Origin of the sequence: Thauera carbonicopians (assembly GCF_025699485.1) — a bacterium.
Classification (GTDB): Bacteria; Pseudomonadota; Gammaproteobacteria; order Burkholderiales; family Rhodocyclaceae; genus Thauera.
Genome location: NZ_JANUXN010000003.1, coordinates 157,817 through 183,740, shown reverse-complemented (window position 1 = coordinate 183,740; position 25,924 = coordinate 157,817). Strand labels below are relative to the sequence as shown.

At 66.0% G+C, this 25,924-nt stretch carries 23 protein-coding genes; 12 read left to right on the top strand and 11 right to left on the bottom strand.

Features of this window, described 5'->3' with window-relative positions; all coding sequences use genetic code 11:
• Positions 1-32 precede the first annotated feature (32 nt).
• From NX068_RS05840 to NX068_RS05825, 4 genes are read right to left on the bottom strand one after another with little or no spacing between them, the layout of a single operon-like run.
• Positions 33-1,166, bottom strand: coding sequence for a CobW family GTP-binding protein (locus NX068_RS05840; protein WP_263460348.1), 1,134 nt, complete (start codon positions 1,164-1,166; stop codon positions 33-35).
• Positions 1,163-2,581 carry an AdeC/AdeK/OprM family multidrug efflux complex outer membrane factor gene (adeC, locus tag NX068_RS05835; protein ID WP_442806695.1) on the bottom strand — a complete coding sequence of 473 codons (1,419 nt, stop codon included), beginning with the start codon at positions 2,579-2,581 and terminating at the stop codon, positions 1,163-1,165. The genes NX068_RS05840 and adeC overlap by 4 nt, the downstream gene beginning before the upstream one ends.
• Before the next feature lie 13 nt (positions 2,582-2,594).
• Positions 2,595-5,747, bottom strand: a complete 3,153-nt coding sequence (locus NX068_RS05830) for an efflux RND transporter permease subunit (protein ID WP_263460346.1) — start codon at positions 5,745-5,747, stop codon at positions 2,595-2,597.
• An 11-nt stretch (positions 5,748-5,758) separates the two neighbouring features.
• A complete protein-coding gene (locus NX068_RS05825; protein WP_263460345.1) occupies positions 5,759-6,955 on the bottom strand; it encodes an efflux RND transporter periplasmic adaptor subunit in 1,197 nt (398 codons plus the stop codon).
• A 176-nt stretch (positions 6,956-7,131) separates the two neighbouring features.
• On the opposite strand from NX068_RS05825, the gene NX068_RS05820 reads away from it, so the two are divergent.
• Entirely contained in the window at positions 7,132-7,779 is a 648-nt protein-coding gene (locus NX068_RS05820) for a TetR/AcrR family transcriptional regulator (RefSeq protein ID WP_263460344.1), read from the top strand.
• 79 nt (positions 7,780-7,858) lie between these two features.
• Here NX068_RS05820 and NX068_RS05815 read toward each other — a convergent pair whose 3' ends face one another.
• The 3 genes from NX068_RS05815 to NX068_RS05805 form a co-directional block, all read right to left on the bottom strand.
• Positions 7,859-9,856 (bottom strand): methyl-accepting chemotaxis protein, encoded by a 1,998-nt coding sequence (locus tag NX068_RS05815; protein ID WP_263460343.1) that lies wholly within the window; start codon positions 9,854-9,856, stop codon positions 7,859-7,861.
• A gap of 85 nt (positions 9,857-9,941) precedes the next feature.
• Entirely contained in the window at positions 9,942-11,264 is a 1,323-nt protein-coding gene (locus NX068_RS05810; protein WP_263460342.1) for a sensor histidine kinase, read from the bottom strand.
• The gene (locus NX068_RS05805) at positions 11,261-11,977 is read right to left on the bottom strand and encodes a response regulator transcription factor (RefSeq protein WP_263460341.1); all 717 of its coding nucleotides are present in this window, start codon (positions 11,975-11,977) and stop codon (positions 11,261-11,263) included. Before NX068_RS05805 ends, NX068_RS05810 begins: the two co-directional genes overlap by 4 nt.
• Positions 11,978-12,287: 310 nt before the next feature.
• On the opposite strand from NX068_RS05805, the gene NX068_RS05800 reads away from it, so the two are divergent.
• From NX068_RS05800 to NX068_RS05780, 5 genes are all read left to right on the top strand, one after another.
• Positions 12,288-14,567, top strand: coding sequence for a TonB-dependent receptor (locus tag NX068_RS05800; protein WP_263460340.1), 2,280 nt, complete (start codon positions 12,288-12,290; stop codon positions 14,565-14,567).
• A gap of 81 nt (positions 14,568-14,648) precedes the next feature.
• A complete protein-coding gene (locus NX068_RS05795) occupies positions 14,649-15,329 on the top strand; it encodes a Fe2+-dependent dioxygenase (RefSeq protein ID WP_263460339.1) in 681 nt (226 codons plus the stop codon).
• Between the two features lie 23 nt (positions 15,330-15,352).
• Positions 15,353-15,820, top strand: a complete 468-nt coding sequence (locus tag NX068_RS05790) for a Fur family transcriptional regulator (RefSeq protein ID WP_263460338.1) — start codon at positions 15,353-15,355, stop codon at positions 15,818-15,820.
• Positions 15,821-15,858: 38 nt separating this feature from the next.
• The gene (locus NX068_RS05785; RefSeq protein WP_263460337.1) at positions 15,859-16,236 is read left to right on the top strand and encodes a hypothetical protein; all 378 of its coding nucleotides are present in this window, start codon (positions 15,859-15,861) and stop codon (positions 16,234-16,236) included.
• A 221-nt stretch (positions 16,237-16,457) separates the two neighbouring features.
• The gene (locus tag NX068_RS05780; RefSeq protein ID WP_263460336.1) at positions 16,458-17,579 is read left to right on the top strand and encodes a ComEA family DNA-binding protein; all 1,122 of its coding nucleotides are present in this window, start codon (positions 16,458-16,460) and stop codon (positions 17,577-17,579) included.
• 6 nt (positions 17,580-17,585) lie between these two features.
• On the opposite strand, the gene NX068_RS05775 is transcribed toward NX068_RS05780, so the two are convergent.
• Entirely contained in the window at positions 17,586-18,662 is a 1,077-nt protein-coding gene (locus NX068_RS05775) for a metal-dependent hydrolase (protein ID WP_263460335.1), read from the bottom strand.
• On the opposite strand from NX068_RS05775, the gene NX068_RS05770 reads away from it, so the two are divergent.
• The 6 genes from NX068_RS05770 to NX068_RS05745 all read left to right on the top strand — a co-directional run bounded on the left by NX068_RS05770 (position 18,645) and on the right by NX068_RS05745 (position 22,794).
• Positions 18,645-18,950 carry a hypothetical protein gene (locus NX068_RS05770; RefSeq protein WP_263460334.1) on the top strand — a complete coding sequence of 102 codons (306 nt, stop codon included), beginning with the start codon at positions 18,645-18,647 and terminating at the stop codon, positions 18,948-18,950. The two genes, NX068_RS05775 and NX068_RS05770, sit on opposite strands and share 18 nt — an antisense overlap.
• Positions 18,951-19,026: 76 nt before the next feature.
• Positions 19,027-19,812 carry an Npun_F0296 family exosortase-dependent surface protein gene (locus NX068_RS05765; protein WP_263460333.1) on the top strand — a complete coding sequence of 262 codons (786 nt, stop codon included), beginning with the start codon at positions 19,027-19,029 and terminating at the stop codon, positions 19,810-19,812.
• 242 nt (positions 19,813-20,054) lie between these two features.
• Positions 20,055-20,831, top strand: a complete 777-nt coding sequence (locus NX068_RS05760) for an Npun_F0296 family exosortase-dependent surface protein (protein ID WP_263460332.1) — start codon at positions 20,055-20,057, stop codon at positions 20,829-20,831.
• Between the two features lie 167 nt (positions 20,832-20,998).
• Positions 20,999-21,688 carry a CsgG/HfaB family protein gene (locus tag NX068_RS05755; RefSeq protein WP_263460331.1) on the top strand — a complete coding sequence of 230 codons (690 nt, stop codon included), beginning with the start codon at positions 20,999-21,001 and terminating at the stop codon, positions 21,686-21,688.
• Positions 21,689-21,718: 30 nt separating this feature from the next.
• On the top strand, positions 21,719-22,093 hold the full coding sequence (locus NX068_RS05750) for a DUF4810 domain-containing protein (protein ID WP_263460330.1): 375 nt from the start codon (positions 21,719-21,721) through the stop codon (positions 22,091-22,093).
• A gap of 11 nt (positions 22,094-22,104) precedes the next feature.
• Entirely contained in the window at positions 22,105-22,794 is a 690-nt protein-coding gene (locus NX068_RS05745; protein ID WP_263460329.1) for a DUF799 domain-containing protein, read from the top strand.
• Between the two features lie 24 nt (positions 22,795-22,818).
• Here NX068_RS05745 and NX068_RS05740 read toward each other — a convergent pair whose 3' ends face one another.
• The 3 genes from NX068_RS05740 to NX068_RS05730 form a co-directional block, all read right to left on the bottom strand.
• A complete protein-coding gene (locus tag NX068_RS05740) occupies positions 22,819-24,102 on the bottom strand; it encodes a TRAP transporter large permease (protein WP_263460328.1) in 1,284 nt (427 codons plus the stop codon).
• Entirely contained in the window at positions 24,099-24,596 is a 498-nt protein-coding gene (locus NX068_RS05735; RefSeq protein WP_263460327.1) for a TRAP transporter small permease, read from the bottom strand. The genes NX068_RS05740 and NX068_RS05735 overlap by 4 nt, the downstream gene beginning before the upstream one ends.
• A gap of 104 nt (positions 24,597-24,700) precedes the next feature.
• Positions 24,701-25,732, bottom strand: coding sequence for a DctP family TRAP transporter solute-binding subunit (locus tag NX068_RS05730; protein ID WP_263460326.1), 1,032 nt, complete (start codon positions 25,730-25,732; stop codon positions 24,701-24,703).
• Positions 25,733-25,924: the final 192 nt, after the last annotated feature.

Sequence of the window (25,924 nt, the reverse complement as noted above, 5' to 3'; positions counted from 1 at the left end):
GGAGGCCGGCAGCGCAGGCCTTGCGGGCCTGCTCAGGCCGGAGTCCTGGGCTGCTGGCCGATGAAGCTGCCGAACAGCGCCGCGATGTCGGCAGCAGCCAGGTGGCGCACGATGAACACCAGCCGGCTGCGGCGGTCGTCGTAAGGAGGCGCATCGGGCCAGGCCGGCAGGCTCGCCACCGGGTACAGGCTGTGCTGCACGCATTGCAGCACGCGCGGCAGGGGATCGCCGGCGACGTTCAGCAGACCCTTGATGCGCAGGATGTGCTCGCCGTAGAGCTGCAGCATCAGGCCGAGCGCATCGGAAAATTCATACCAGGGCAGCGGTTCGTCGAAGCACAGCACGAAGCTATGCACGCTGGCGTCGTGGCGTGCATGGGTCGGCCCTGCCGGCGTGCCGCTCCGCGCCCCCGGCTTGCGCCAAGCCGGTGCCTGCGCCGCGGTACGCCGCGCGGCAGCGGCCGCGGCCGCGGCCTCCTCGCCCAGCCATGCGGCGACGTCGGGATGTTTGCCGGCGGCGTCGTAGAGCCCGCAACCGAACAGCGCATCCGGCATCACCGCGCCTGCCGACACTTCGACCTGGCGTGCGGACGGATTCAGCCGGGCGACGTGCTCGGCCACTTCCCGGCGCTCGGTTTCGCCGGCCAGATCGCACTTGGTCAGCAGCAGGCGGTCGGCCATCGCCACCTGGCGCACGGCTTCGGCGTGCGCCTCCAGTTGGCCGCGGACATGGGTGACGTCGACGGCCGTCACCACGCCGTCGACACGGTAGCGCTCGGCGATGAAAGGTTCGGACATCAGGGTATGGACGACCGGCGCCGGATCGGCGAGGCCGGTGGTTTCGATCAGCACCCGGCGCAGGCCCTTCAGCTCGCGCCGCAGCGCGCGCATGAAGAGGCCTTTCAATGCCCCCACCAGATCGCCCTGCACGCTGCAGCAGATGCAGCCCGAATCGAGCACCACCAGGGTTTCGTCGACTTTCTCGACCAGGTGGTGGTCGACGCCGACTTCGCCGAACTCGTTGATCAGCACCGCGCAGCCTTCCATGCCCGGCTGGCGCAGCAGCTGGTTCAGCAGCGTGGTCTTGCCGGCGCCGAGAAAGCCGGTGAGCACCGTCACCGGAATGCGGCGGTCCTGCGCCCCGCTGCCAGGGGGCGCAGGGTTCATTGCCAGCCGCCGCCGAGCGCCTTGTACAGTTCGACGCGGTTGGCCGCATCCGACAGACGAGTGGTGATCAGCTCCAGTTCGGCGCCGTACAGGCTGCGCTGGGCGTCGAGCAGGTTGAAGTAGCTGTCGACGCCGCCCTTGTAGCGCGCATCGGAGAGCTCGAAGCTCTTCGCCGTGGCCTCGACCAGGGCCCGCCGCGCATCGAGCTGCTCGGCCAGCGTGGCGCGCTCGGCCAGCGCGTCGGCAACTTCGCGGAAGGCGGACTGGATCGCCTTCTCGTATTGCGCGACGTTGATGTCGCGCTGGATTTCCGCCACGTCCAGGCTGGCCTGCAGACGCCCGGCCTCGAAGATCGGCAGGCGGATCTGCGGCATGAAGCTCCAGGTGCGCGAGCCGCCTTCGAACAGGCCGTCGAGCGAAGCGCTCGCGCTGCCGACGCTGGCCGTCAGCGTGATGCTGGGAAAGAAGGCCGCGCGCGCCGCGCCGATGTTGGCGTTGGCGGCACGCAGGGCGTATTCCGCCTGCAGGATGTCCGGCCTGCGCACCAGCACTTCGGAAGGCACGCCGGCCGGCAGCACCGGCACGCTGGCGATCGCCTCGTTCAGGCTCGCGGGCAGCAGCTCTGCCGGCACGCCGGTGCCGACGATCAGCGCCAGCGCATTCTCGTCCTGCGCCACCAGCGCGGTGTAGCTCGCCATGTCGGCGCGCGCGGTCTGCAGCAGGGTTTCGGCCTGGCGCAGGTCGAGCGCCGATACCGCGCCGGCATCGAAGCTGCGCTGCGTCAGCTCATGCGACTTCTGCCGGGTCTCGAAGGTGCTGCGCGCCAGCGCCAGGCGCTCGCGGTCGGCGGCAAGGCGCAGCCAGGCGTTGGCGACTTCGGCGACCAGGCTGATCTGCGCGCTGCGGCGCGCTTCCTCGGTGCCGAAATAGGTCTGCAGCGCCTGTTCTTCCAGGCTGCGCACGCGGCCGAAGAAGTCGAGTTCGTACGACGCGAAGCCGAGGCTGGCGCTGTACTGGCGGCTGACCGCCGATTCGCCGGAGGCGTTGAGATCGCCCGGCACGCGCTGCGCGCTCTGGCCGCCGCTGGCGGCGATGGTCGGGAACAGGTCGGCGCGCTGGATGCCGTACAGCGCCCGCGCGCGCTCGATGTTGAGCGCGGCGATGCGCAGGTCGCGGTTGTTTTCGAGCGCGAGCCCGATCACCTGGCGCAGGCGCTCGTCGGCGAAATAGTCGCGCCAGGCCATGTCGGCGGCCAGCGGCGCAACGGTGGATGCCTCGGTCGGCATCGCCTGCGGAAACTCCGCCGGCACCGGCGCGGCCGGCCGCTCGTAGGTCGGGATCAGCGAGCATGCGCCGAGCAGGGTGGTGGCCACCGCAGCCACGAGAGTACGGATTGGAGTACGAATTGGGGTCACTGAATTCTCCATGTCAGCGTGCCTCCTGCACGACCGCGGCGTCCTCGCGCGGCTTGTCGGGGAAGATGCGCTTGATCACGACGTAGAACAGCGGCACGAAGAAGATGCCGAGCAGCGTACCGGCAATGGTGCCGCCGAGCACGCCGGTACCGATCGCGTTCTGGCTGCCGGCGCCGGCGCCGGTCGAGATCGCCAGCGGCAGCACGCCGAAGCCGAAGGCGAGCGAGGTCATGATGATCGGGCGCAGACGCATGCGCACCGCTTCGAGCGTGGCCTCGACCAGGCTCTTGCCTTCTTTCTCCATCAACGCCTTGGCGAATTCCACGATCAGGATCGCATTCTTCGACGACAGGCCGATGGTGGCGAGCAGGCCCACCTGGAAGTAGATGTCGTTCGACATCCCGCGCCCGGTCGCCGCCAGCAGCGCGCCGAGCACGCCCAGCGGCACCACCAGCATCACCGCGAACGGCACCGACCAGCTTTCGTACAGTGCCGCAAGGCACAGGAACACGATCAGCAGCGACAAGGCGTACAGCGCCGGCGCCTGCGAGCCGCTGCGGCGCTCCTCGTAGGAAGTGCCCGACCAGTCATAGCCGATGCCCGGCGGCAGCTTGGCCATGATCTCCTCGACGGCCTGCATCGCCTCGCCGGACGACAGCCCCGGCGCGGCCTGGCCGAGGATCTCGCGCGACGGCTGGCCGTTGAAGCGTTCCAGGCGCGGCGAGCCATAGGCCCAGTACGAGCGGGCGAAGGCCGAGAACGGCACCATCTCGCCGGCATTGTTGCGCACGTACCACTTGTCGAGGTCTTCCGGCGTCATGCGCGCATGCGCATCGCCCTGCAGGTAGACCTTCTTGATGCGGCCGCGGTCGAGGAAGTCGTTGATGTAGCTGCCGCCCCACGCGGTGGCGAGGGTTTCGTTGATGTCGGCGACGCTGACGCCCAGCGCTCCCGCCTTGGCGTGGTCGATGTCCAGCCGCAGTTCGGCCATGTCCTCCTGGCCGTTGGGGCGCACGCCGACGAGGCGCTTGTCCTGCGCCGCCATGCCGAGGAACTGGTTGCGCGCGGCGAGCAGCGCCTCGTGGCCGAGGCCGGAGCGGTCCTGCATCTGCACCGTGAAGCCGCCCGAAGTGCCGAGCTCGATCACCGCCGGCGGCACGAAGGCGAACACCATCGCTTCGCGGATCTGCGAGAACGCGCCCATCGCCCGGTTGGCGACCGACTGCACGTCGAGCCCGTCACCGCGGCGCTCGTCCCACGGCCGCATGTTGACGAAGCCGATACCCATGTTCTGGCCGCTGCCGCCGAACGAGAAACCGGCCACGGTGAAGATCGCCCGCACCGAGTCCTTTTCGTTCTGCAGGTAATGCTGCTCGACCTTTTCCAGCACTTCCAGCGTGCGCTCCTGGGTCGCGCCGGCCGGCAGCATGATCTGGTTGAACATGATGCCCTGGTCCTCTTCCGGCAGGAAGGAGGTCGGCATGCGCACGAACAGCAGGCCCAGCACGACGACGATGGCGACGTAGATCGCCATGAAGCGCACGCTGCGCTTGAGCATGCCGCCCACCGCGCCTTCGTAGCGCTGAGTGCCGCGCTGGAACTTGTCGTTGAACCAGTGGAAGAAGCGCCCGAACAGGCCGCCTTCGCCGTGCTCGTGGCCCTTTTCGACCGGCTTCAGCATGGTCGCGCACAGCGCCGGCGTGAACACGATGGCCACCAGCACCGACAGCGCCATCGCCGAGACGATGGTGATCGAGAACTGGCGGTAGATCACCCCGGTCGAGCCGCCGAAGAAGGCCATCGGCACGAACACCGCCGACAGCACCAGGCCGATGCCGACCAGCGCGCCGGTGATCTGATCCATCGAACGCTTGGTGGCCTCCTTGGGCGGCAGGCCCTCCTCGGACATCACCCGCTCGACGTTCTCGACCACGACGATGGCGTCATCCACCAGCAGGCCGATCGCCAGCACGATGCCGAACATCGTCAGCGTGTTGATCGAGAAGCCGAACGCCGCCATCACGCCGAAGGTGCCGAGCAGCACCACCGGCACGGCAATGGTCGGAATCAGCGTCGCGCGCAGGTTCTGCAGGAACAGGTACATCACCAGGAACACCAGCACGACCGCCTCGACCAGCGTCTTGACCACTTCCTGGATGGAAATCTTCACGAAGGGCGTGGTGTCGTAAGGCACGACGTATTCCACCCCCGCCGGGAAATAGCGCTTCATCTCGTCGAGCCGCTCGCGCACCGCGGTGGCGGTCTCGAGCGCGTTGGCGCCCGAGGCCAGGCGGATGCCGACACCGGCGGCGGGCTGGCCGTTGAAGCGGGCCACGGTGCCGTAGTTCTCGGCGCCGATCTCGACCCGCGCGACGTCCTTCAGGCGCACTTCACCGCCCTGCGTGCTGCTGCGCAGCAGGATGTTCTCGAACTGCTCGACGGTCTGCAGCCGGCTCTGCGCGGTGATGGTCGCGGTGAAGCCCTGACCCGGCACCGCCGGCGTACCGCCGAGCTGGCCGGCCGACACTTCGGCGTTCTGCGCGACGATGGCTGCGCGCACGTCGGCCGAGGTGAGCTTGTAGTTGGTCAGGCGGGCAGGATCGAGCCAGACCCGCATCGAGTACTGCGAACCGAACACCGTCACTTCGCCGACGCCATCGACCCGCGACAGCGGATCCTGCACCGAGGCGACGAGGAAGTCCGACAAGTCGGTGCCGGACTGGCTGCCGTCCTCGGACACGAAGCCGATCACCATCAGGAAGTTGCGCGCCGACTTGGCGACCGTGACGCCCTGCTGCTGCACCGGTTGCGGCAGCAGGGGCAGTGCGGTCTGCATCTTGTTCTGCACCTGCACCTGGGCGATGTCGGGGTCGGTATCGGCGGAGAAGGTCAGCGTGACCGAGGCCTGGCCGTACGAATCCGAGTTCGAGTTCATGTACAGCAGGCCGTCCAGCCCGGTCATCTTCTGTTCGATGACCTGGGTGACCGAATCCTCGACCGCCTTGGCCGATGCGCCCGGGTAGCGGGCGTTGACGACGATCGCCGGCGGTGCGATGGACGGATACTGGGACACCGGCAGTTCGAGGATCGACAGCGCGCCGGCCAGCATGATGACGATTGCGATGACCCACGCAAAGATGGGCCGGTCGATGAAGAAGCGTGCCATGGAACGCTACCTCACTTCGCTTCGGCTGCGGCAGGCGCCTGTGCGGGCGCACTGCCCGCCTCCTGCGCCTGCACCTGGGCGCCGGGGCGCACCAGTTGCAGCCCTTCGACGATGACGCGCTCGCCGCTGGCCAGCCCGCCGGTCACCACCCAGTTCGAACCGAGCGACTGCGATGCCTGCACGGTGCGCGACTCGACCTTGTCCTCGGCGCCGACCACCATCACCACCGCGTTGCCGAGCGGGTCGTGCGACACCGCCGCATGCGGCACCAGGATGGCTTCGTTGCGCGTGCCTTGCGGCAGGCGCGCACGCACGTACATGCCGGGCAGCAGCACGCCGTCCGCGTTCGGGAAGCGGGCGCGCAGCGTGACGCTGCCGGTGCCCGCGTCGACCGTTACTTCCGACAACGCCAGCCGGCCTTCGGCGCCGTATTCGGTGCCGTCCTCCAGGATCAGCTTCACCGGTACGTCGCCCTTGGCATTGGTCTGCAGGCGGCCGGCCTCGATTTCGCGGCGCATGCGCAGCATGTCGGCGCTGGATTGGCTCAGATCGACGTAGATCGGGTCGAGCTGCTGCACGGTGGCCAGGGTCTGCGCCTGGTTGGCGGTGACCAGCGCGCCGGGCGTGACCGCCGAGCGGCCGATGCGGCCGGCGATCGGCGACTTGAGCTGGGTGTAGTCGAGGTCGATGCGCGCCTTGTCCTGCGCCGCCTTCGCCGCCGCGACTTCGGCCCTGGCCTGCTGCAGCGCGGCCTGCGCGTCGTCGTTGGCCTGCTTGCTGACCGCCTCGATCTTGACCAGGCCGGCATGGCGCTCGGCCGTCAGGCGCGCCGCTTCGGCATTGGCCTGGGCGCGTGCGAGCGTCGCCTTCGCACTGTCGAAGGCGGCCTGGTAAGGCGCGGGATCGATGCGGTACAGCACCTGGCCGGCCTTGACTTCGCTGCCTTCGTTGAAGGCACGCTGGGTGACGATGCCGGAAACCTGCGGACGAAGCTCCGCAATCAGATAGGGGCTGGTGCGGCCGGGCAGTTCAGTGACCATCGGCACCGCTTCGGTCTTGACCGTCAGCACGGTGACGGCAGGCGCCTGCGGCGCGCCCTGTGCCGAAGCGCCCCCTTGTTCTGCACCGCCGCCGCAGGCGGTGAGGAACAGGGTACTCAGCGCAAGCACGACAGCGGGCTTGATGACGGCGCTATTGATTCTCTTCATTGGAGCCTCGTGGGTTCGAGGAACAGGATCATCATGGGAGGTCTTCCGTCGCGCGATGTTCCCGCCCTTTTAGAAGGGTTGTTCTAGATTGAACGCTCATTCTATGTTAGCCTTTGCTGCATCGCAAGAACTTCCACCCTGCGCAGACAACCAGGACCCGACTCCATACCACACGCATGCAAGACACGGATACGACGACGCCCCACGCCGACGCCCCGCGCGCCACCGCCCGCCGCCAGCAGATTCTGTGCGCCGCCGCGCAGTGCTTCCGTGAACATGGCTTCCACGGCGCCAGCATCGCCAAGATATCCGCCATTGCGGGCATGAGCCCCGGCCATATCTACCATTACTTCGAGAACAAGGAAGCCATCATCGCGGCGATCGTCGCCCAGGACCTCGAAAGCCTGCTGGAGATGACGGCGCAGTTCCGTGCGGCATGCAACGTCCGCGCCGCGCTGATCGAACGTGCCGCCGAAGGCGTCGCCAAGCAACTGGACCCCGACGCCGCCGGCCTGAAGCTCGAGATCGTCGCCGAAGCTGCGCGCAATCCACGCGTGGCGCAGATCGTCAGCGAAGCCGACGCCACCTGCAGGCGAGAACTCGCCGCCCTCATCCGCGACATCCGCAGCCGCGCCGGCCATCAGGACAGCGCGGCCGCCATCGACGGCATGGTGGAAGTGCTGGCCTGTCTCTTCGAGGGCCTGCTCCAGCGCACCATCCGCAACCCCGGGCTCGATCGCGACAAGGTCACGCAGCGCATCCAGATCGCCATCGGCGACCTGCTCAACCAGCCCGGCGAAGACGCACTCAAGCCACGCTCATGAACGAACGCCCACCCCTGCATCGGCCGGGGTGGGCGGATGAAGCGCCGGCACGAACCGGCGCCGTCACGGCGCGACGCGCTCAGACGCGGAAGTGCTCCACGCTTCGCCGGAGGCGGCTGGCGATTTCCTCCAGCGCCTTGCTGGCCTCGGCCGACTGGCGGGCATCGGCATTGTTGCGCTCCGCCATCTGGGCGATCTGCTCGACGCCCTGGGCGACACTCGCGGCCGCGGCGCTCTGTTCCTTGGCGGCATTGCTGATGCTCACGACGGCCTCCGACGTCTTCATCGCACCATCGTAGAGGCGCCGGATCGCCTGGTCGGCCTCGGTCGCCAGCCTGACGCCGCTGTCGACCTGCTCGACACCCTTGTTCATGCTCGCCACCGCATCGTCGGTGTCGTGCTGGATGTGATCGACCATGCGCGAAATCTCCTTGGTCGAACTCGAGGTGCGTTCGGCCAGCTTGCGCACTTCGTCGGCCACGACGGCGAAACCCCGGCCCTGCTCGCCCGCCCGCGCGGCCTCGATGGCGGCGTTGAGCGCCAGCAGATTGGTCTGTTCGGCGATTTCATGGATCGTGTTGACGATGCTGGAAATCTCCTTCGACGACTGTCCCAGCTGGCTGAGCTTTTCCGACGCCTGGCCGACGGTGCCGGCGATGTCCTGCATCGCCTCGGTGGCGAGCCGGATGATGCGCGAACTGTCGGCCGAAATCTGCGCGGCTTCGGCGCTGGTCTCGCGCGCCTCGTCGGTATTGGCCGCGATCAGGTCGATGCTGGTGCTCATCTGCTCGACCGCCGCCGCCATGCCGGCCGTCGCGTCGCTCTGCTTGTCGGAGTTGACGGCCACTTCGTCGGCCTGGCGCCTGAGCACGTTGGCGTCGTCGCTCACCGTGGTGGCGGCATCGCGCACTTCGGCGATGGTCTTGCCCAGCCCGCCGACCATGCGCCCGAGCGCCGCCATCAGCTTCCCGACCTCGTCCTGCGAGCTGGCGCGGACCTGCACGCTCAGATCGGCATCGGCAACGCGCGTGGCAAGTGCCACCGCCTCGTTCAGCGGCTTGCTCACCCAGCGCCGGGTCGCGACGACGATGATCAGCGTCACGATCGGCACCAGCACCAGGAACAGCAGGATCATGCCCTGCCCCACCTGCCGGCTTTCGCTGTTGAACTCGTCCAGATAGCTGCCGGAAATGACCAGCCAGTCCCACGGCTCGTAGTAGTTGAACTCCGCCACCTTTTCGCGGGCCTTGTCCTCGCCGGGATTCTTCCACGTATAGGTCAGGAATCCATTCTTGCGCTCGAGCATTTCGGCAATGAAGGGCCGCCCTTCGGCGTCGGTGGTGGAAAGCACGGACTGCCCCTGGATCTCCGGGTGAATCATCACCGTACCGCGATTGTCGCCGCCGGCGCTGATCGCAAAGGGGTAACCGCTGCTGCCGACCCGGACGCTGAGGATGGAACGCCCCAGGGCCGCGAGCCCGGGGGTGTAGTCGATCCCGGCGGACAAGGCGCCGATGACTGCACCGGACGCATCCTTGAGCGGAACGTAGTGCATCATCAGTTCGCGGCCGGACATCGTGATCTTGTGGGTAAGGGCTTCGCCGCGCAGCAGCGCGAGGGTGGCCGGATGCGCCGTCCCCAGCAGGGTGCCGGCGACGCGCTGTCCCTGGCCGTCCTTGAGCGAGGTCACGGTACGCACGAAGTCGTTGCCCACTCGCGTCAGCACCGTTCCGAACGCTTCCGAGACCGTGGTGAACCGGTCGGGAGTCCGCGTATCGTGCTCGACGACCGGGATTTCGCCGTGATAGAGCCTGCCATCCCGATACTCGAAGCCTTCCGGGTATTCGCTGGCGAACAGCTTGGCCATCCGCACCGTGCTCAGCATCAGGCTGCGGTTGAAAACGTCGATCATCGTGATGACGGTGGCGTTCGTATCCTCCAGCGTCCGGACCGATCGCTCTTCCAGCTTGCTACCCAGGTAATTCGACAGCCCCACGGTGCCGGCCAGCAGCAGGACGCTGATGGATGCGACCAGCATCAGGCTGAGCTTGAGGCCGATGGAAAGGTTCTTGAACATGATTTCGCCCTGCTTGTCGTTGTCTGGCTGGCTGATGCGGCCTTCATGCCATTAGCGGCAGGGAACGAAAAAACTTGAACCGGGGCTATGCGTCCTGTCCGAACGTCAACGTGAAGCAGGTGCCCTTGCCCTCGCTCGCCGGCGACACCACGTCCAGCGTCCATGACTGCATGATGCAGACGCGCTTGGCGATGGCCAGCCCGATGCCCGCCTGGTCCATGCCCGCGGCGGCACCCGGCTCGCGCTGTTCGTGCTGGCGCTGGTCGGCGCGGCGGTTGCTGAAATAGCGATCGAAGACGTGCGGCAGTTCGGCCGGCGCGATGCCGGGGCCGGAATCGGTGAACTGCAGGCCGTGCTCGATGCTCGACACCGTCAGCCTGGCCGGCGCCGCATGCAGCACCGCGTTGCGCACGATGTTGCGCATCACCGTCATCAGGGCATGGCGGCTGATCGTTTGCTCGTGCCCGGGCTGCACCGCATTCACGAACTCCAGCCCGGCCTTGTGCGCCTCCATGTTCTGGCTCTCGAAGATGTCCTCGACGCAGGCACGGACGTCGACACGCCCCTTGTCCTCGAAACGGGCATGGGCGAGGCTGAAAGTGCTTTCCAGCGACTGGCTGATTTCATGCACCGACTTGACGATGCGTTCCAGCCGGGGCTGCCGCTGCTCCAGCTCCATCCTGCCGTACCGGAGCATCAGTTCGGCATCGCTGCGGATCACCGTCAGCGCGGTGCGGATCTCGTGGTGCAGGTTGGCGGAGAACTCGCGCTGGTCGGCGATGGCGGCATCCACCTGGTCCTGCACGCGATTGAACACTTCCATCAGGCGGTCGGCTTCGTTGGCATGCGGGCTATCCACCGCGACCGAACTCGGCACCCAGCGTGTCAGCCGCTCGGTGAGCGCGTTCAGCGGCATCACGAGCCGCCGCGCCACGCCGCTGCTGAGCAGCACGGCGACGAGCGAACAGCCGACGACGATGGCCAGCAAGGCGCGGGTGAAATCGTGCAACTGCTTTTCCAGCACCACGGTGTCGTAGACCACGTACAGCAATCCGTCCCTCGCTTCGACGACCGCCACATGCCAGGTGCTGTCTTCCCTGGGCAGCTCGTGCAAACCGACGGGCAGGCGGCGCAGCTCGTCCGGCAGGCTCGCTGCCCGTACCGTAGGGGATTCACCCCAGACGTACATCGACGGCGCCATGTCGCGCTCCAGCGCCGAAGTCCATTCGTCGCCGAAGCGCGACACCCGCGGCACCAGCCGCTTCGCTTCAGTGTCGATCAGATCGCGGACCATCTTCTTCTCGACGTGAAGATAGACGCCATAGGTCAGCACTGCCGTCACGCACACCGCCAGGCTGACGAGGCCGGTGAGCACCAGCGTGATGCGGCGCTTGAGCGATTTCCTCATGTCAGCGTGGTGTCCGGGGCCAGCCGCCAGCCGATGCTGTGTACCGTTTCGATGCCATCGAAGCCATGCGCGGACAACGCCTTGCGCAGCAAGTGCATCTGGCTGCGCAAGGCCTCGGCCGAGGGCGGTTCACCCTGCCACAGGTATTCCTCCAGCCGGCGGCGCGGCACCACCCGCCCACCATAGCGCATCAGCAGTTCGAGGATCATCAGGTTCTTGCGCGACAGCTTGATCTCCCGCCCGGCGACGGTGACGAGCTGGTCCGCCACCACGTAGCGCAAGGGCCCGTAGTCGAGCACGAAGGCGGTGTCGGAAAGCTGCCTGGAGCGGCGGATCAGCGCCCTGCAGCGCATCAGCACCTCTTCCAGCGCGAAGGGCTTGACCAGGTAGTCGTCGGCGCCACTGGAAAAGCCCAGCGATTTGTCCTCCAGCGTGGCGCGGGCGGTCAGCATCAACACCGGCGTCGATAGCTGCAGGCCTTCCCGCATCTGCCTGAGCAGGCCATAGCCATCCATGCCGGGCAGGCCGATGTCGAGCAGCACCAAATCGTATGGCTCGTGCCCCAGTCGTTCGAGGGCAGCGGTGGCGTCCCGCGCCACGTCGGCGATGAAGCCCTCGCCTTCCAGTGCAAGCAGCAGGTTCTCCGCAATGGCAAGCTCGTCCTCGACGATCAGGACGGTGTAAGGAATCTGCTGCTTCTTGCGGGGTGGCATCCAGACCTCGCCGCGGCCACATGGGTCGCACGGCACGTATATCGGCAAACAAGCGCTTCCTGGCAGGCTATCAGCTCGCATGTGAAAAAAACGTCGAATAACGATCGCATTAAAATCTAATGAGTTCCGTTCTCATTATTCTTCCCTTCCGCGTTTGCTTTCAACGGAAATTCGACGCGCCGCTTCCTATTCTTGCGCTGGGCTCCATCCCAACAGGTCAAGCCGCCCCGCACCACCCTGAGCGCCCGGCCGCCGCCGGACGGGCTGGTGCCGCCCCTTTTTCCCAGAATCCGCAAAGGAAGCCGTGTACATGAACAATGATGGAAAGCAGACGGCGCCGGCCGTCACGCTGCTGCCGCTGGAAAGTTTCCAGTCGGCCTTCGAACCCGCCCGGACTGGCGTTCGAACCAGCTCCGTGCTGATGGGTGCAATGATCAGCGGCGCGGTCGCCATCGCGCCGACAGCCCATGCCCAGGATGCAACGCTCGCTCCCGTTCTGGTCGAAGGCCAGCAGGAGAACAATTACCAAGCTCCGGCGGCCGCCAGCAGCCCCAAGTTCACCGCGCCACTGCTGGAAACACCGAAGACGATCACGATCATCACCGAGGAGCTGATCAAGGACCGCGGCGCCACCTCTCTGGCGGACGTGCTGCGCACCACCCCGGGCATCACGCTGGGGGCGGGCGAAGGTGGCACGCCGAACGGCGACCGCCCCTTCGTGCGGGGCTACGAGGCGAGCACCGACATGTTCATCGACGGCATGCGCGACTATGCCCGCGGCTCACACGAAACCTTCAACCTCGAATCCGTCGAGATCATCAAGGGCCCCAGCTCAGCCTACACCGGCCGCGGCGGCACCGGTGGCAGCATCAACCTGCAGACCAAGAAGCCGAAGCTGCAGAACTTTGCCGAAGTCTCGGCCGGCTTCGGCAACGCCAGCCAGTGGCGTACCACGGTGGACGGTAACTTCGTCCTCGCCGAAACCATTGCCGCACGCCTGAACGTGATGAAGATGGGCGGCGAAATTCCCGGCCGCGACGGTGTCGACATCGACCGCTGGGGCATCGCGCCCTCCATCGCCTTCGGCCTCGGCACGCCGACACGGCTGACGCTGGCCTACTCGAAGGTCGAGAACCACGACATGCCCGACCAGGGCATTCCGTTCAGCAATGCCGCACATCCCGAACTGAAGCGGCCGCCCAAGGTCGATCGCGACAACTTCTACGGCCGGCTCAAGACCGACTTCCGCGAAAACGACATGGAGACGACGACCGCGACGATCGAGCACGACTTCTCCGATGAGCTGAAGTTGCGCAACATCACGCGCTACACCGAAACCGTCAATCATTACCTGCTGTCGCGTCCGTCGTTCGACAACTGCGCGCTAACGCTCGGCAGCGGAGCCAACGCCAGGCCCAACCCTGCCGTCGGCACGCCCGCCTGCGACCCGCGCAGCCCCGACGCCCAATTCACCCGCGGCAACCGCACCTGGTGGCGCGGCAGCGACTCGCTGATCAACCAGACCGACCTGTACGGCAGCTTCGTCGCCGGCGGCTTCAAGCACAGCTTCAGCACCGGCCTGGAATTCAGCAAGGAGAAGATCTACAACCGCTCGATGAGCGGCGCCCCGGCCAATGAAGTCGACTCGCTGCACAACCCGACTGCCAACCGCCACTACGACTACAACCTGGTCTACGGCAAGCGCACCGGCGCCGGCGAGATCAAGACGCGCTCGCTGTACTTCTTCGACACCATGGAGATCAACGAGCAGTTCTCGATCAACGCCGGCCTGCGCCGCGAGCACTTCGAGGTCGACAACTATACGACCAGCCGCTCCGACGGCTTCTGGAACTACCAGGCCGGCATCGTGTACAAGCCCGCGCCGAACGGCAGCATCTACCTGTCCTACGGCACCTCGTCCAACCCTGCCGGCGAAAACCTCGGCCAGGGCGGTGGCGCGGACGGCGTCGCCGGTGGTGCGCAGATCCGCGACCTGAAGCCGGAGAAGAGCCGCAGTTGGGAACTCGGCACCAAGTGGGACATGATGAACGGCATGCTGTCGCTGACCGCTGCGGTGTTCGAGACCAAGAAGACCGACGCTCGCTCCACCGACGCGCTGACCGGCGAAGTCACGCTCAACGGCAGCAACCGCGTGCGTGGCCTCGAGCTCGGCGTCGCTGGCGCCATCACGCCGAAATGGAACGTGTGGGCGGGCTACACTTACCTCGACCCGGACATCCTGAACTACCGCAGCGGCAACAGCGTGTTCGACGGCAACCGCATCAAGTTCATCGCCAAGCAGAGCGCCAGCCTGTGGACGACCTATGAAGTGCTGCCCGGCCTGACCGTCGGCGGCGGCGCCACCTACATGGGCATGCGCTACGCCAACGACGCGAACACGCTCGAACTGCCGAGCTACACCCGCTACGACGCGATGGCCAGGTACGAAGTCAACAAGCGCTTCAACCTGCAGTTCAACATCAACAACATCTCCGACGAGGAAATGCACGAAGCCTCACACGTCGGCCTGTTCGCGATGGTCGCACCGGGCCGCTCGTACATGCTCAATGCAACTTATCGCTTCGACTGACGGTCATTGACCATTCCGGGGACACGGTCACCGTGTCCCCGGCCTACCCGACGGCCGCATTCAACGGAAACATCCAGAACCATGATGCTCGTGATTCCCGACGTGCTGAACCCGCAGGAAGTCGCTGACATGCGCAGCCGGCTCGACCAGGCCAGTTGGCACGACGGCCGCGAGACGGCGGGCTACGTCGCGGTGAAGCAGAAGAGCAACGAACAACTGCAGGTACAGGACCAAACGGCCGTCGAGCTCGGCCACATGATTCTCCGCGCCCTGTCGACCAATTCCTGTTTCATCTCCTTCGCGCTGCCGCTGAAGATCCTGCCGCCGATGTTCAACCGCTACCGGGGCGGCGGCGAATACGGTTTTCACATCGACAACGCGATCCGCGTCGCCCCGGCGTCCGGCGAGCGCATCCGCACCGACATCTCCACCACCGTGTTCCTGAACGACCCCGGGGAATACGAGGGCGGCGAACTGATCATCAACGACACCTATGGCGTCGAGAAAGTCAAACTGCCCGCCGGACATGCCGTGGTCTACCCCGGCACCAGCCTGCACCGCGTCAGCCCGGTCGTGCGCGGCCAGCGCCTGGCTTCCTTCTTCTGGACGCAGAGCATGGTCCAGGACGACGCAAGGCGCGCCATCCTGTACGACCTCGACAACAGCATCCAGCGGCTGGCCACCCGGCCGGAGAACGCCGACGAGGTCAATCGCCTCACCGGCACCTATCACAACCTGATACGACAATGGGCGCAAACCTGATGATGCTGAGTCCGGAAACCCGAATGCCTTCCCTGGTTCATGGCAACGATTCGACCAGCGCCGCCATCAGCGCCGTGCGCAAGGCCGGCGTGTCCGTCACCGTACCCCGCCTGGCGGTATGGACGGTGCTGGCCCAGGCCGACGAACCGCTGCAGCCCTACGACATCCAGGCCCGCCTCACCGAAAACGGCGTCACCCTGTCGTTGTCGTCGATCTACACCGTGCTGAAGCGCTTCGTCGAAGCGGGCGTCCTGACGCTTCATGCCATCGACGCCGGGAAGTCCCACTATTCGCTGGCGGAAAAGGACTTCCGCCAGCACATCCTGTGCGAAAACAGCGGCCGCGACTACTGGCTCGCCGACGAAGCGCTCAGCCGCGCCATCGAAGAATTCTGTCGCCAGCACGGCTTCGAGCTATCCACCTACTCGCTGATGGTGAAGGCGAGACCGGTGGCCTCGACGGGCGACACGCGCAAACCCAGGCCGACCTGAACGGCCCGAGCAGAAACGTCTCGGCACGCAGGAGAAGGATGATGAAGAAAAGCAAAAAGGTCCTGCTCATCCTCTGCTGCAGCTTCGTCCTGCTCGGCGCAGCGGCCTTCCTGATCGAGCCCTCCATCCTGTTTTCCTTGCTGTCGGGCGCTGCCGGATATGGCTTCTACTACCTTTTCGGACGACTCGCCGGCGACAAACCGGACGATGGCTCGCCCATCTTCGGCATCTCGCAGATAAAGTTCGGCTCCGCCATCGTCGCAGTCGGTCTGCTTGCCTTCATCGCCGCCATCTTCATCGACTCCCTGTCCCTCTTCACTTTGAGTGGCGGAATGCTGCTCGCGGGCGCGCACATGGCGATCGGCTGCCTCAGGACACAGGAAGAGCGGGCCGACGCAAACTCGGCCGAGGCCTGACTCACGGTCGCCGGCCGTTTCCTCTGACCCGACGCAATCGCATACGATCCGCCGAAAACATTCCAAAAGCATCACCCTGCCAATGCCTGCACGCAGGCCATGCACCATTATGGTTATGCCGCCCCATCTTAGAGCATTGAAAATATTGATTAATTTCCGCTTTCCATCCCCACCGCACTGCCGCAGAATGCGCCCCCAGACCAAACGACCAGACTGAGCACATGTCCTTCACCGACGCGCAATTCGCCCCGGCGACACCCGCCGCCCAACTCGGCCACAGTCACGGCTACGCCTTCGACGGCGACCAGGTCAGCCTGCGGGCCGACATCCGCATCCTCGATCCGATGGCTGCCGCCGAGCGAAACTGGGCGCTGCAGCTATGGGCGGGTGAAACGCTGATCGCCAATGCCGGCTGCGGCGCGCTGTGGGCCGATGCGTCCGGCAACACATCGGTGGAAATCACGGTGGCTGCGATGCTGCCTGCCGGCACTAGCGAACATGCGCTGAACCTGGCACTGGCGTGTGACGACGGCAGCGGTCTGCAACGCTGCGACAGCACCGGCTATCCGCGCAGCGAACGCTTCTGCCTGCCGCGCATCGACGGCTCGGTCGGCTATACACTGGCCGAGGGCCATACCGCCATCCACGCCGACGGCATCAGCAACCCGCGTGCGGCCGGCAGCTTGTCGGGTTCGCTGGTCCTCGAACTGTGGGCGCTGCCCGAGCTCTATCGTGGCGGCGCGTTCACCGGCATTCTGGTCGGCAGCACCGGACTGGGCTGCATCGCCGGCCAGTATGCGACGGACGCAGTGGATACCGAATTGCCCGCCTGCTCACTGCCCGCCGGGCGTTGGCACCTGACCCTGATGCTGCGCGAATGGACAAGCAATGGCTATGTGACGCGCGACTACCGGACTTTCTCGCTGCCGGTCGATGGCCCGCTGCCAGCCCCTGCCACCACGGAGAAAACCGCTGTCGAGATCGCGGCCGCCACGGCTGAAGCGAGCACCGACGCCGCACCCGAAGCCGCTGCCTCGACCGAAAGCGACACCGAGACGCCCGTCGCACCTGCGGAACCGGCTGCTGCACCTGCCGAAGCCTCGAAGACCTCCCGCCGAACCCCGGCCCGCGCAGCGAAAGCCGCCAAACAGGCTCCGGCAAGCGCGCAGATCTCGATCAACGACGCCGATGCCGCAACGCTCGCCAGCCTGAAAGGCGTCACCGCCGCCATCGCCAAGGGCATCGTCGCCGGTCGGCCGTGGAAGTCGGTCGACGAACTGATCGAAGTCAAGGGCATCGGCGCCAGGCTGCTCGACAAGCTGCGTTCCCAGCTTCGCGCCTGAGGCTCTTCAGTCCATCACCCAGCGCAGGCCGCCGGGTTCGCGTTCGAACAGACGCCAGCCGCCTTCGCGGCCGCACAGCCCGTAGCGGAAAGGCGTCTCATCGCGGCCCGGGGTGATGAAACGCAGATCGACGAAGTTGGCGCAGAACTGGCCGGACGGCCCGTTCCCGGCATGGTCGAGCACCGGGAACATCGCAAACCAGCGGAAGAAGGCGAAGTCCTCGGCGCTCCAGACCTTTTCCGCGAGCTGACGCACGCCGTTGTCGCCGAAGCGCTCGCGCACTTCCCACTGCGCCTGCGCCACCGGCAGGTAGGGCGCGGAAAAGCGGCGGATGAAATTGTCGTTCGCGCCGGCGACCAGCGGTTCGCTGCGGCGGGTGTTGATGTGGGCGTAGTGGTAGCGCTCGCCGTCGAAGACGATCGCGGTCCAGTTGAAGGGCGATGCCGGGCGCGGTGCGGCATCGACCAGCACCGGCTCGATGCCCAGCCGCTCGGCGTAGGCACGGGCGGCGTCGATCGCCTCGCCGCGCCCGATGGCCTGGACGCCGACCCAGCCTGCCAGTGCCACCAGTGCCAGCGCCGACGGCGCCCGGCTGTGCCGCCACAGCGCGCTGCCGAGCAGGCCGGCGAGGATGATCCCGGTCAGCGGCAGATCGATGATGAAGCTCGTCCCCCAGCCGAAGCGGCGCTCGGAAAACGGCGCGAGGATCATGGTGCCGAACTGGGTGATGAGATCGCCCAGGATGTGGATCAGGATCGCCGCACAGACGACGACATACAGGCTGCGCCAGTCCGGTCCGCGACGGCCGCCACGCTGCCAGAAGCGCGAGAGCAACCAGGCGATCAGCAGCCCCCACAGCGGCAACAGCAGTAGCGAATGGGTGACACCGCGATGGCCGCGCAGGTAGGTCAGCTCCGACACCCAGCCGAGGACGAAGTCGAAGTCGGGGAAAGTCGCTGCGACGCCGCCGGCGACCACCGCCAGCCAGGGCCTGGGCAGCGGCGCGGCCGATGCCGGCTTGCCGCGCGGTGCCAGCAGGCGCCCCGCGAGTGCCCCGGAAAGTGCGTGCGTCAGCGTATCCATGCTGCCTCCCGCGTGGATGCGCCCTGCGCCGACACCGATTTCTTCATTGTTCCTCCTGATGACGGCAAGCCGCCCGGCCACCGCGGCGGTACCAGTTCCGTCACGCGTCAAGCCGCGTCTCCGGCCGCGCGCTCAGGCTTCGAGCGCATCGTGCGTGACAAGTTGCGCACAGAACACGATTCGGCGCGAATTCCCGCGCCCGGCCATGTACGGGCCGTGCGGTTCTTCCTCATGTCCGCGGGGCGAAACGGCCAGAATTGCCATCAACAGCCTATTTCTCAATTCTGACTTCAACGCGAACATCACACGGGACATCAGCTACCCGGATGAATGTTCAGCCCATGATTGCCAAGGAACCCGCTCGATGATCAAGACCCGCATCCTCGCACCCGCCCTGCTGACCGCCGCGCTGGCCACCCTCTCGACCACTGCTGCGGCAGCCTTCGTGGTCACCTATGAAGAGGCGGGCGTGACCGGCACCACCGCTTCGTTCAAGCCGGACGCCAGCGCAAGGGGCGAGGAGATCGTCGGCGTCGAGCGTTTCGATTCGCTGTCGACCGGTGTCCATGGAATCCACGTCTCGAACTTCGGCAATGATGATCTCGGCATCATCGGCACCTACCGCGGCGTGAATGTCCAGGCCGCCGACCAGTATGGCGGCGCCAGCGGCCGTGGCAACTATGCGGTCTCCGGCATCAACGCCACCTCCAGCTATTCGATCTCCTTCAACCAGGACCTGACGTATTTCGGCTTCTGGCTGTCCGCGCTCGACGGCGGCAACCAATTGTCCTTCCATAGCGGCGGTATTGAGGTGTTCTCCTTCAGCGCCAATGACGTGTTCGGTCTGGTATCCGGCAAACCGGACTACCACGGCAACCCGAACGAGAGCTTCCGTGGCCAGAACCGCGGCGAACCCTACGTCTTCCTGAACTTCTTCGCCGACGACGGCTTCAGCTTCGACGAGATCGTCTTCAGACAGGCCAACCGGGGAGCAGGATACGAATCCGACAACCATACGGTCGGCATCTGGAAGGAGCAGTCCGGCACCGTGCTCCCGAGCTCACAGGTGCCCGAGCCCGGCTCGCTGCTGCTGTTGATGGGAGCTGTGCTGGGCGCCGCAGCCAGCCGCATACGCCGGCGCCGGGCCTGACGGCTGTACCGCGGCAAGACACGGGCGATAATCAACGAGCGCGCGCCTGGCTGGAGCCGGGCCCCGCGCACGGAAACAAACCAAGTCGCATTTCTTTACAAACCGTCCATTAATTCTGACAAATTTATCGTTTACTTCATTTAATTCAATTAATTGCTTTTTTGGCACGGATATCGCTAAACACTGCACAAGCATGCCCGCAAGAGGGTGTGCAATCCGAAAAGTGCACAAAGAGGTATGCCATGAAAACGATCCGTGCTCTCGCGCCCACCCTGCTGGCCGCATCCCTGTTCAGTGTTTCTGCCGCGGCAACGGCAGGATTCACCGTCACCTACGAAGCGCCGGGCGTGACCAACACGACCGCCAGCTTCAAGCCCCGCCCCGACGCCTCAGGCCAGGACATCGTCGGCGTCGAAACCTTCGACAACCTGACCCTGGGTGTTCATGCGAGCTACGAATCGGACTTCGGCAATGGCGGCCTCGACATCAAGGGTACCTACAGCAACCTCAACGTCGTTGCTGCCAACCAATACGGCGGCGCCAGCGGCAACGATCAATATGCGGTCGCGGGCCTGGGCGTAACAAGCTCCTACTCCATCTTGTTCGACACCAGCCTGACCTATTTCGGTTACTGGCTGTCCGCGCTCGACGCCGGCAACCAAGTGTCCTTCTACGACGGCAACGATCTGGTGCTCGCCTTCACGCCCACAAACGTGCTCGCACTGGTGGGGAACGACCCTGCATACTTCGGCAACCCGACCACACCCAACCAAGGCCAGAATCCTGCTGAACCCTACGTCTTCCTGAACTTCTTCGCCGAAGACGGCACGAGCTTCAACAGGATCGTCTTCGCGCAACCCAACAACGCAGGCTACGAATCGGACAACCACACGGTCGGCATCTGGGAAGAACAGTCGGGCACCGTGGTGCCGCCGTCGCAAGTGCCCGAACCCGGCATGCTGCTGCTGATGAGTGCCGCGCTGATGGCCGCCGCAGGCGCAACCCGCCGCCGCAGCTGACAAGCAGCGGCGCAGGCGGAAGCCTGCGCCGGCCGGACGCGCCTTCCACAGTCGAAGCTCGGGCGGCATCATGCCGTCGTGGCGTGTGAACAAGTTCCTCGCTTGCTCCACATCACTACGGCATAATGCCGCCCCATCCCATTCGACATGACCGGAAGCCCTCCTCCATGCGCGCCCTTCCCGTTTCCCGCAAGTTCGCCGCCGTCTGCGCCCTGAGCATCGGCGCCGCCCTCCTCGCCGGCTGCGCCACCGAGCAGCACCGCACGCTTGAAGTCCCGAAGGTCGCATCGGCCGCCACGCCCTACACCGGCCAGCGCAGCCTGATCGCGGTGGGCAAGTTCGACAACCGCTCGAGCTTCATGCGCGGCATCTTCAGCGACAACGTCGACCGGCTCGGCAGCCAGGCCAAGACCATCCTGATCACCCACCTGCAGCAGACCGGCCGCTTCAACGTGCTCGACCGCGACAACATGCCGGAGATCAGGCAGGAAGCCGAACTATCCGGCGCGGCGCAGAAGCTCAAGGGCGCCAGCTACGTCATCACCGGCGACGTCGCCGAATTCGGCCGCAAGGAAACCGGCGACCGCCAGTTGTTCGGCATCCTCGGCCGCGGCAAGTCGCAGGTCGCCTACGCCAAGGTCAACCTGAACGTCGTCGATGTCGCCAGTTCGGAGGTCGTCTTCTCGACCCAGGGCGCCGGCGAATACAGCCTGGACAACCGCGAAGTCGTCGGCTTCGGCGGCACCGCCAGCTACGATTCGACGCTGAACGGCAAGGTGCTCGACCTCGCCATGCGCGAAGCCGTCAACCGCCTGGTCGAAGGCATCGAGTCCGGCGCCTGGCAGCCTGCACGCTGATCCGTCGCCTCCACGACGGCCAGGCCAGCAATGAAGTCTCACGCCCTCACCCGCCTCGCGGCCGCGCTGCCGGCCGCAAGCCTGTTGCTGCTCGCCGGCTGCACCAGCAGCAACACCTATCACCCGCTTTACTACTGGGGCGAATACCAGCCCGCGCTGTACGGCCACTTCACCAAGGAACTGGGTCCGCAGGAACAGCTCGCCGCGCTCGAGGCCGGGCTGGAAAAGGCCCGCGCCAAAAGCCTGCCGGTGTCGCCGGGCTACCACGCGCACCTGGGCATCCTGTACGCCGAAAGCGAACAACCCGACCAGATGCTGCAGCATTTCGAGGCCGAAAAGACCCTGTATCCGGAAAGCGCCGCCTACATGGACTTCCTGATGCGCAAGGCGACCAAATCCGAGTGAGATCCCGACCGATGCACCCCACGACAGCCGGCCGCCTTCGCCTGAAGGCCGGCCTCATCGCCGCATTCGCCGCCTTGCTCACCACCGGCTGCGCCACGCAACAGGCCAGCTACGACTATTCGGCCTTCAGGCAGAGCCGGCCCGCTTCGATCCTGGTACTGCCGCCGCTCAACGGCTCGATGGAGGTCGAAGCCACCTACAGCATGTTGTCGCAGGTCACGATGCCGCTGGCGGAATCGGGCTACTACGTGTTCCCGGTCAGCCTGGTCGACGAAACCTTCCAGCAGAACGGCCTGCACAACCCGGGCGAGATGCACGGCGTGCCGCTGGCCAAGCTGCACGAAATCTTCGGTGCCGACGCGGCGCTGTACATCAACATCGAACAGTACGGCACCAGCTATTCCGTGCTCGCCAGCGAAAGCCGCGTCACGGCGCAGGCCCGCCTGATCGACCTGCGCTCGGAACAGACGCTGTGGCAAGGCTCGGCGACCGCCTCGAGCGCCGAAGGCCGCGACTCCGGCGGCGGCCTGATCGGCATGCTCATCACGGCAGTGGTCAATCAGATCATCGAAACCACCACCAACCGTTCGCACCCGATCGCCGGCATCGCCAGCCACCGCCTGCTGTCGGCCGGCATGCCCAACGGCATCCTGTACGGCCCGCGCTCGCCGAGATACGAACTGGAAGCGACGCCGCGCTGAGCGCGGCGCCCGTTTCGGCTCAGATCAGAGGTAGCCCAGCCTGCCGGGCAGCCACAGCGCAATCTGCGGGAACACCACCATCAGCGTCAGCGCGCCCAGCATCGCCACCACCAGCCAGGTCACCCAGCGGAAAGTCTCCTCCATGCCGATGCCAGCGATGCGCGAGGTGATCATCAGCGACACCGCCATCGGCGGCGTGAACTGGCCGATGGCGAGGTTGATCGTCATCATCACGCCGAACCACACCAGATCCCAGCCCATCGCCACCGCGATCGGCACCAAGATGGGCAGCAGGATCAGGAAGATCGAGATCGCGTCGAGGAACATCCCCGCCACCAGCAGCAGCAGGTTGATCGACACCAGCATCAGCCATTCGCTCGAATGCAGCCCGACCAGCGCCCTGGCGGCGACATCGAAAATGCCCAGCGTATTGCCCGCCCAGGCGAACACCGAGGCGATGCCGATGACCATCATCACCACCGCCGACAATTCGCCGGCATCGACCATGATGCGGAACAGCCCTTTCAGATTGATGGTGCGATACACCACCATGCCGACGAAGATGCCGTAGGCCACCGCCACTACCGCCGCCTCGGTCGGCGTGAACAAGCCGGTGCGCAGCCCGCCGAGGATCACCACCGGCGCCAGCAGGCCCCAGATCGCATCGATGAAGCTCTTGCCCAGCGGCGGCCGCTCGGCCTTGTAGCCGCGGCCGAAGCCGTACTTGCGGCTGATCAGGATCGCCGGCAGCAGCAGGCTCAGCGCCGCGAGCATGCCCGGGAACAGGCCGGCGGCGAACAGCGCCGGCACGGTCGCGGCCGGCACCATCACGCTATAGACGATCAGCGCCACCGAAGGCGGCGTCACGATCGCGGTCGAACCCGAGGCCGCGATCAGGCCGGCCGAGAAACCCTTGGGATAGCCGCGCGCCACCATCGACGGCAGCATCACCGCCGCCACCGCCGCCGCGTCGGCCGGACCGGAGCCTGACACGCCGCCCAGCAGCATCGACACCAGCACCGCCACCACCGCGAGCGAGCCCGTCCACTCACCGACGATGGCGGTGACGAACCTCACCAGCCGCACGGCCACGCCGGAACGCTCGAAGATCATGCCGGCCAGCACGAACATCGGAATCGCCAGCAAGGGATACTTGGCGATGCCGGCGTAGATGTTGGTCGGCACCGCGAGCTGGTCGAAGCCCGCCATCGCCAGCACGACCACGCTCGCCACCCCCAGCCCCACGGCCAGCGGCACGCCGGCCACCAGCAGGAGCATGAACAGCCCGATCAGTACCGTGCCGGTCATGCCTGCCTCCGCAGGCGGTTCACCACCAGGCGCAGCACCAGCGTCGCCGACAGCACCGGCATCCACACCGTGTACCACCACTGCGGCACCCCGAGCGCCGGCGAGGTTTCCTCGAAACGGTACTGGTCCCAGGTCAGCAGCCCGGCATAGACGGCGATGAAGGCGAACAGGCCGGCCGTGGCGGCGAAGGCCAGCCAGTCGAAAAAGATCCGCGCCCGCGGCGACATGCGCTCGACGAAAAAGCTCACGCGGATGTGACGGTCGAAGGCAAAGGCCACCGAGGAACCGAGAAAGGCAACCACGATCATCAGCGCGATCGAGAACTCCTCGGTCGCCGCGAAGGACTGCGAGGTGAAGTAGCGCACCAGCACGTTGCCGAAAGTGACCAGCACGATCAGCGCCATGGCGATGCCGGTCAGGATCTGCTCGATCGTATAGGACGGCGGGGCGGCGGCCTCTGCCTCGGCAGGCGGCACTTCTACTTCGATACTCATGGTGTGAAACGGTCCATCAACAATGGAAAAAATCATGCGGCCAGCGTCCGCCCCGAACGGGACGAAGCTGGCCGCACATCAGCCCGGCAAAGCCGGGACTGCACTCAGCGCTTGGCGATGTCTTCCTCGGCCTGCTTGACCAGGTCGCCACCGACGCGGCCGGCCCATTCCTTGTACACCCCGGCCGTCGCCTGGCGGAAAGCGTCGCGCTCGGCATCGCTCAGGCGCACCACCGACACGCCATTGGCCTCGATCTCCTTCAGCAGCGATTCATCGCCCGCCGAAATGCCGGCGCGGGCGCGGGCGATCTCCTCGGTGGCGGCCTGCTGTGCCGCCTCCGCAACCAGCCTGCGGTCGGCCTCGGTCCAGCTGTTCCACACCTTCTTGTTGACCACGAAGATCAGCGGGTCGGCAACGTAGCCCCACAGCGTCAGGTGCTTCTGGCCGACGGTGTGCAGCTTGGCGGCGTTGAACACCGCCAGCGGGTTCTCCTGGCCATCGACCGCGCCCGTCGCCATCGCCGGCTGAGCGTCAGCCCAGCTCATCTGCGTGGGGTTGGCACCGAGCGCATTGAAGGTCGCCAGGAACAGCGGCGAACCGACCACCCGCACCTTCATGCCCTTCACGTCCTCGGGCGTGCGGATCGGCTTCTTCGAGTTCGACACCTCGCGGAAACCGTTCTCGCCCCAGGCCAGCGGCACCACGTCGCGTGCGGCCAGGATCTCGAACATCTTGGCGCCGACACGGCCCTGGGTCAGCGCATCGATCGCCTTGTGGTCCGGCATCAGGAAGGGCAGCGCGAACAGGTTCAGCTCCTTCACCTGCGGCGACCAGTTGATCGTCGAGCCCACCGCCATGTCGATGATGCCCTGGCGCAGCGCGGTGAATTCCTTGGTCTGGTCGCCCGACACCAGCGACGTACCCGGATAGACCTTGATCTTGATCCGCCCTTCGGTCTTCTCGGCCACCAGATCGGCCCAGCGCTGCGCGCCCCAGCCCCACGGGAAGGCGTCGCCGAGCACCGTCGACAGGTTGTATTCGTCCTTGTACTGCTGAGCCGTGGCCGGCATCGACAGGCCGAGCGCAGCCGAAGCGAACAGACCGGCGATAAGGGCGGTGAAGCGGCGTTTCTGCATGGGATGTCTCCGTTTCTGGTCTTTTAGGCACGGCGCCCGGTCCTGCGGCGCTGGCGCGGGGGAAGGGGCGATTCTACAAATCGGGGGGCTTGGGGGCCAGCGCAAAATCGCACGAACGCGGGATCAAACAAAGGCTGCGGCAAACGTGGCCGCCGATTTCGCTCGCACGTGAGAACCATGCCTCATACCCCG

Excerpts from the sequence above, each read along its gene's own strand:
- NX068_RS05790 (WP_263460338.1), top strand. The coding sequence starts at position 15,353 with ATGCCTTCCCTGGTTCATGGCAACGATTCGACCAGCGCCGCCATCAGC.
- NX068_RS05820 (WP_263460344.1), top strand. The coding sequence starts at position 7,132 with ATGCAAGACACGGATACGACGACGCCCCACGCCGACGCCCCGCGCGCC.
- NX068_RS05815 (WP_263460343.1), bottom strand. The coding sequence starts at position 9,856 with ATGTTCAAGAACCTTTCCATCGGCCTCAAGCTCAGCCTGATGCTGGTC.
- NX068_RS05805 (WP_263460341.1), bottom strand. The coding sequence starts at position 11,977 with ATGCCACCCCGCAAGAAGCAGCAGATTCCTTACACCGTCCTGATCGTC.
- NX068_RS05730 (WP_263460326.1), bottom strand. The coding sequence starts at position 25,732 with ATGCAGAAACGCCGCTTCACCGCCCTTATCGCCGGTCTGTTCGCTTCG.
- NX068_RS05765 (WP_263460333.1), top strand. The coding sequence starts at position 19,027 with ATGATCAAGACCCGCATCCTCGCACCCGCCCTGCTGACCGCCGCGCTG.
- NX068_RS05825 (WP_263460345.1), bottom strand. The coding sequence starts at position 6,955 with ATGAAGAGAATCAATAGCGCCGTCATCAAGCCCGCTGTCGTGCTTGCG.
- NX068_RS05735 (WP_263460327.1), bottom strand. The coding sequence starts at position 24,596 with ATGAGTATCGAAGTAGAAGTGCCGCCTGCCGAGGCAGAGGCCGCCGCC.
- NX068_RS05745 (WP_263460329.1), top strand. The coding sequence starts at position 22,105 with ATGCACCCCACGACAGCCGGCCGCCTTCGCCTGAAGGCCGGCCTCATC.
- NX068_RS05740 (WP_263460328.1), bottom strand. The coding sequence starts at position 24,102 with ATGACCGGCACGGTACTGATCGGGCTGTTCATGCTCCTGCTGGTGGCC.
- NX068_RS05830 (WP_263460346.1), bottom strand. The coding sequence starts at position 5,747 with ATGGCACGCTTCTTCATCGACCGGCCCATCTTTGCGTGGGTCATCGCA.
- NX068_RS05775 (WP_263460335.1), bottom strand. The coding sequence starts at position 18,662 with ATGGATACGCTGACGCACGCACTTTCCGGGGCACTCGCGGGGCGCCTG.
- NX068_RS05800 (WP_263460340.1), top strand. The coding sequence starts at position 12,288 with ATGAACAATGATGGAAAGCAGACGGCGCCGGCCGTCACGCTGCTGCCG.
- NX068_RS05755 (WP_263460331.1), top strand. The coding sequence starts at position 20,999 with ATGCGCGCCCTTCCCGTTTCCCGCAAGTTCGCCGCCGTCTGCGCCCTG.
- NX068_RS05785 (WP_263460337.1), top strand. The coding sequence starts at position 15,859 with ATGATGAAGAAAAGCAAAAAGGTCCTGCTCATCCTCTGCTGCAGCTTC.
- NX068_RS05795 (WP_263460339.1), top strand. The coding sequence starts at position 14,649 with ATGATGCTCGTGATTCCCGACGTGCTGAACCCGCAGGAAGTCGCTGAC.
- NX068_RS05760 (WP_263460332.1), top strand. The coding sequence starts at position 20,055 with ATGAAAACGATCCGTGCTCTCGCGCCCACCCTGCTGGCCGCATCCCTG.
- NX068_RS05780 (WP_263460336.1), top strand. The coding sequence starts at position 16,458 with ATGTCCTTCACCGACGCGCAATTCGCCCCGGCGACACCCGCCGCCCAA.
- NX068_RS05810 (WP_263460342.1), bottom strand. The coding sequence starts at position 11,264 with ATGAGGAAATCGCTCAAGCGCCGCATCACGCTGGTGCTCACCGGCCTC.
- NX068_RS05750 (WP_263460330.1), top strand. The coding sequence starts at position 21,719 with ATGAAGTCTCACGCCCTCACCCGCCTCGCGGCCGCGCTGCCGGCCGCA.
- NX068_RS05840 (WP_263460348.1), bottom strand. The coding sequence starts at position 1,166 with ATGAACCCTGCGCCCCCTGGCAGCGGGGCGCAGGACCGCCGCATTCCG.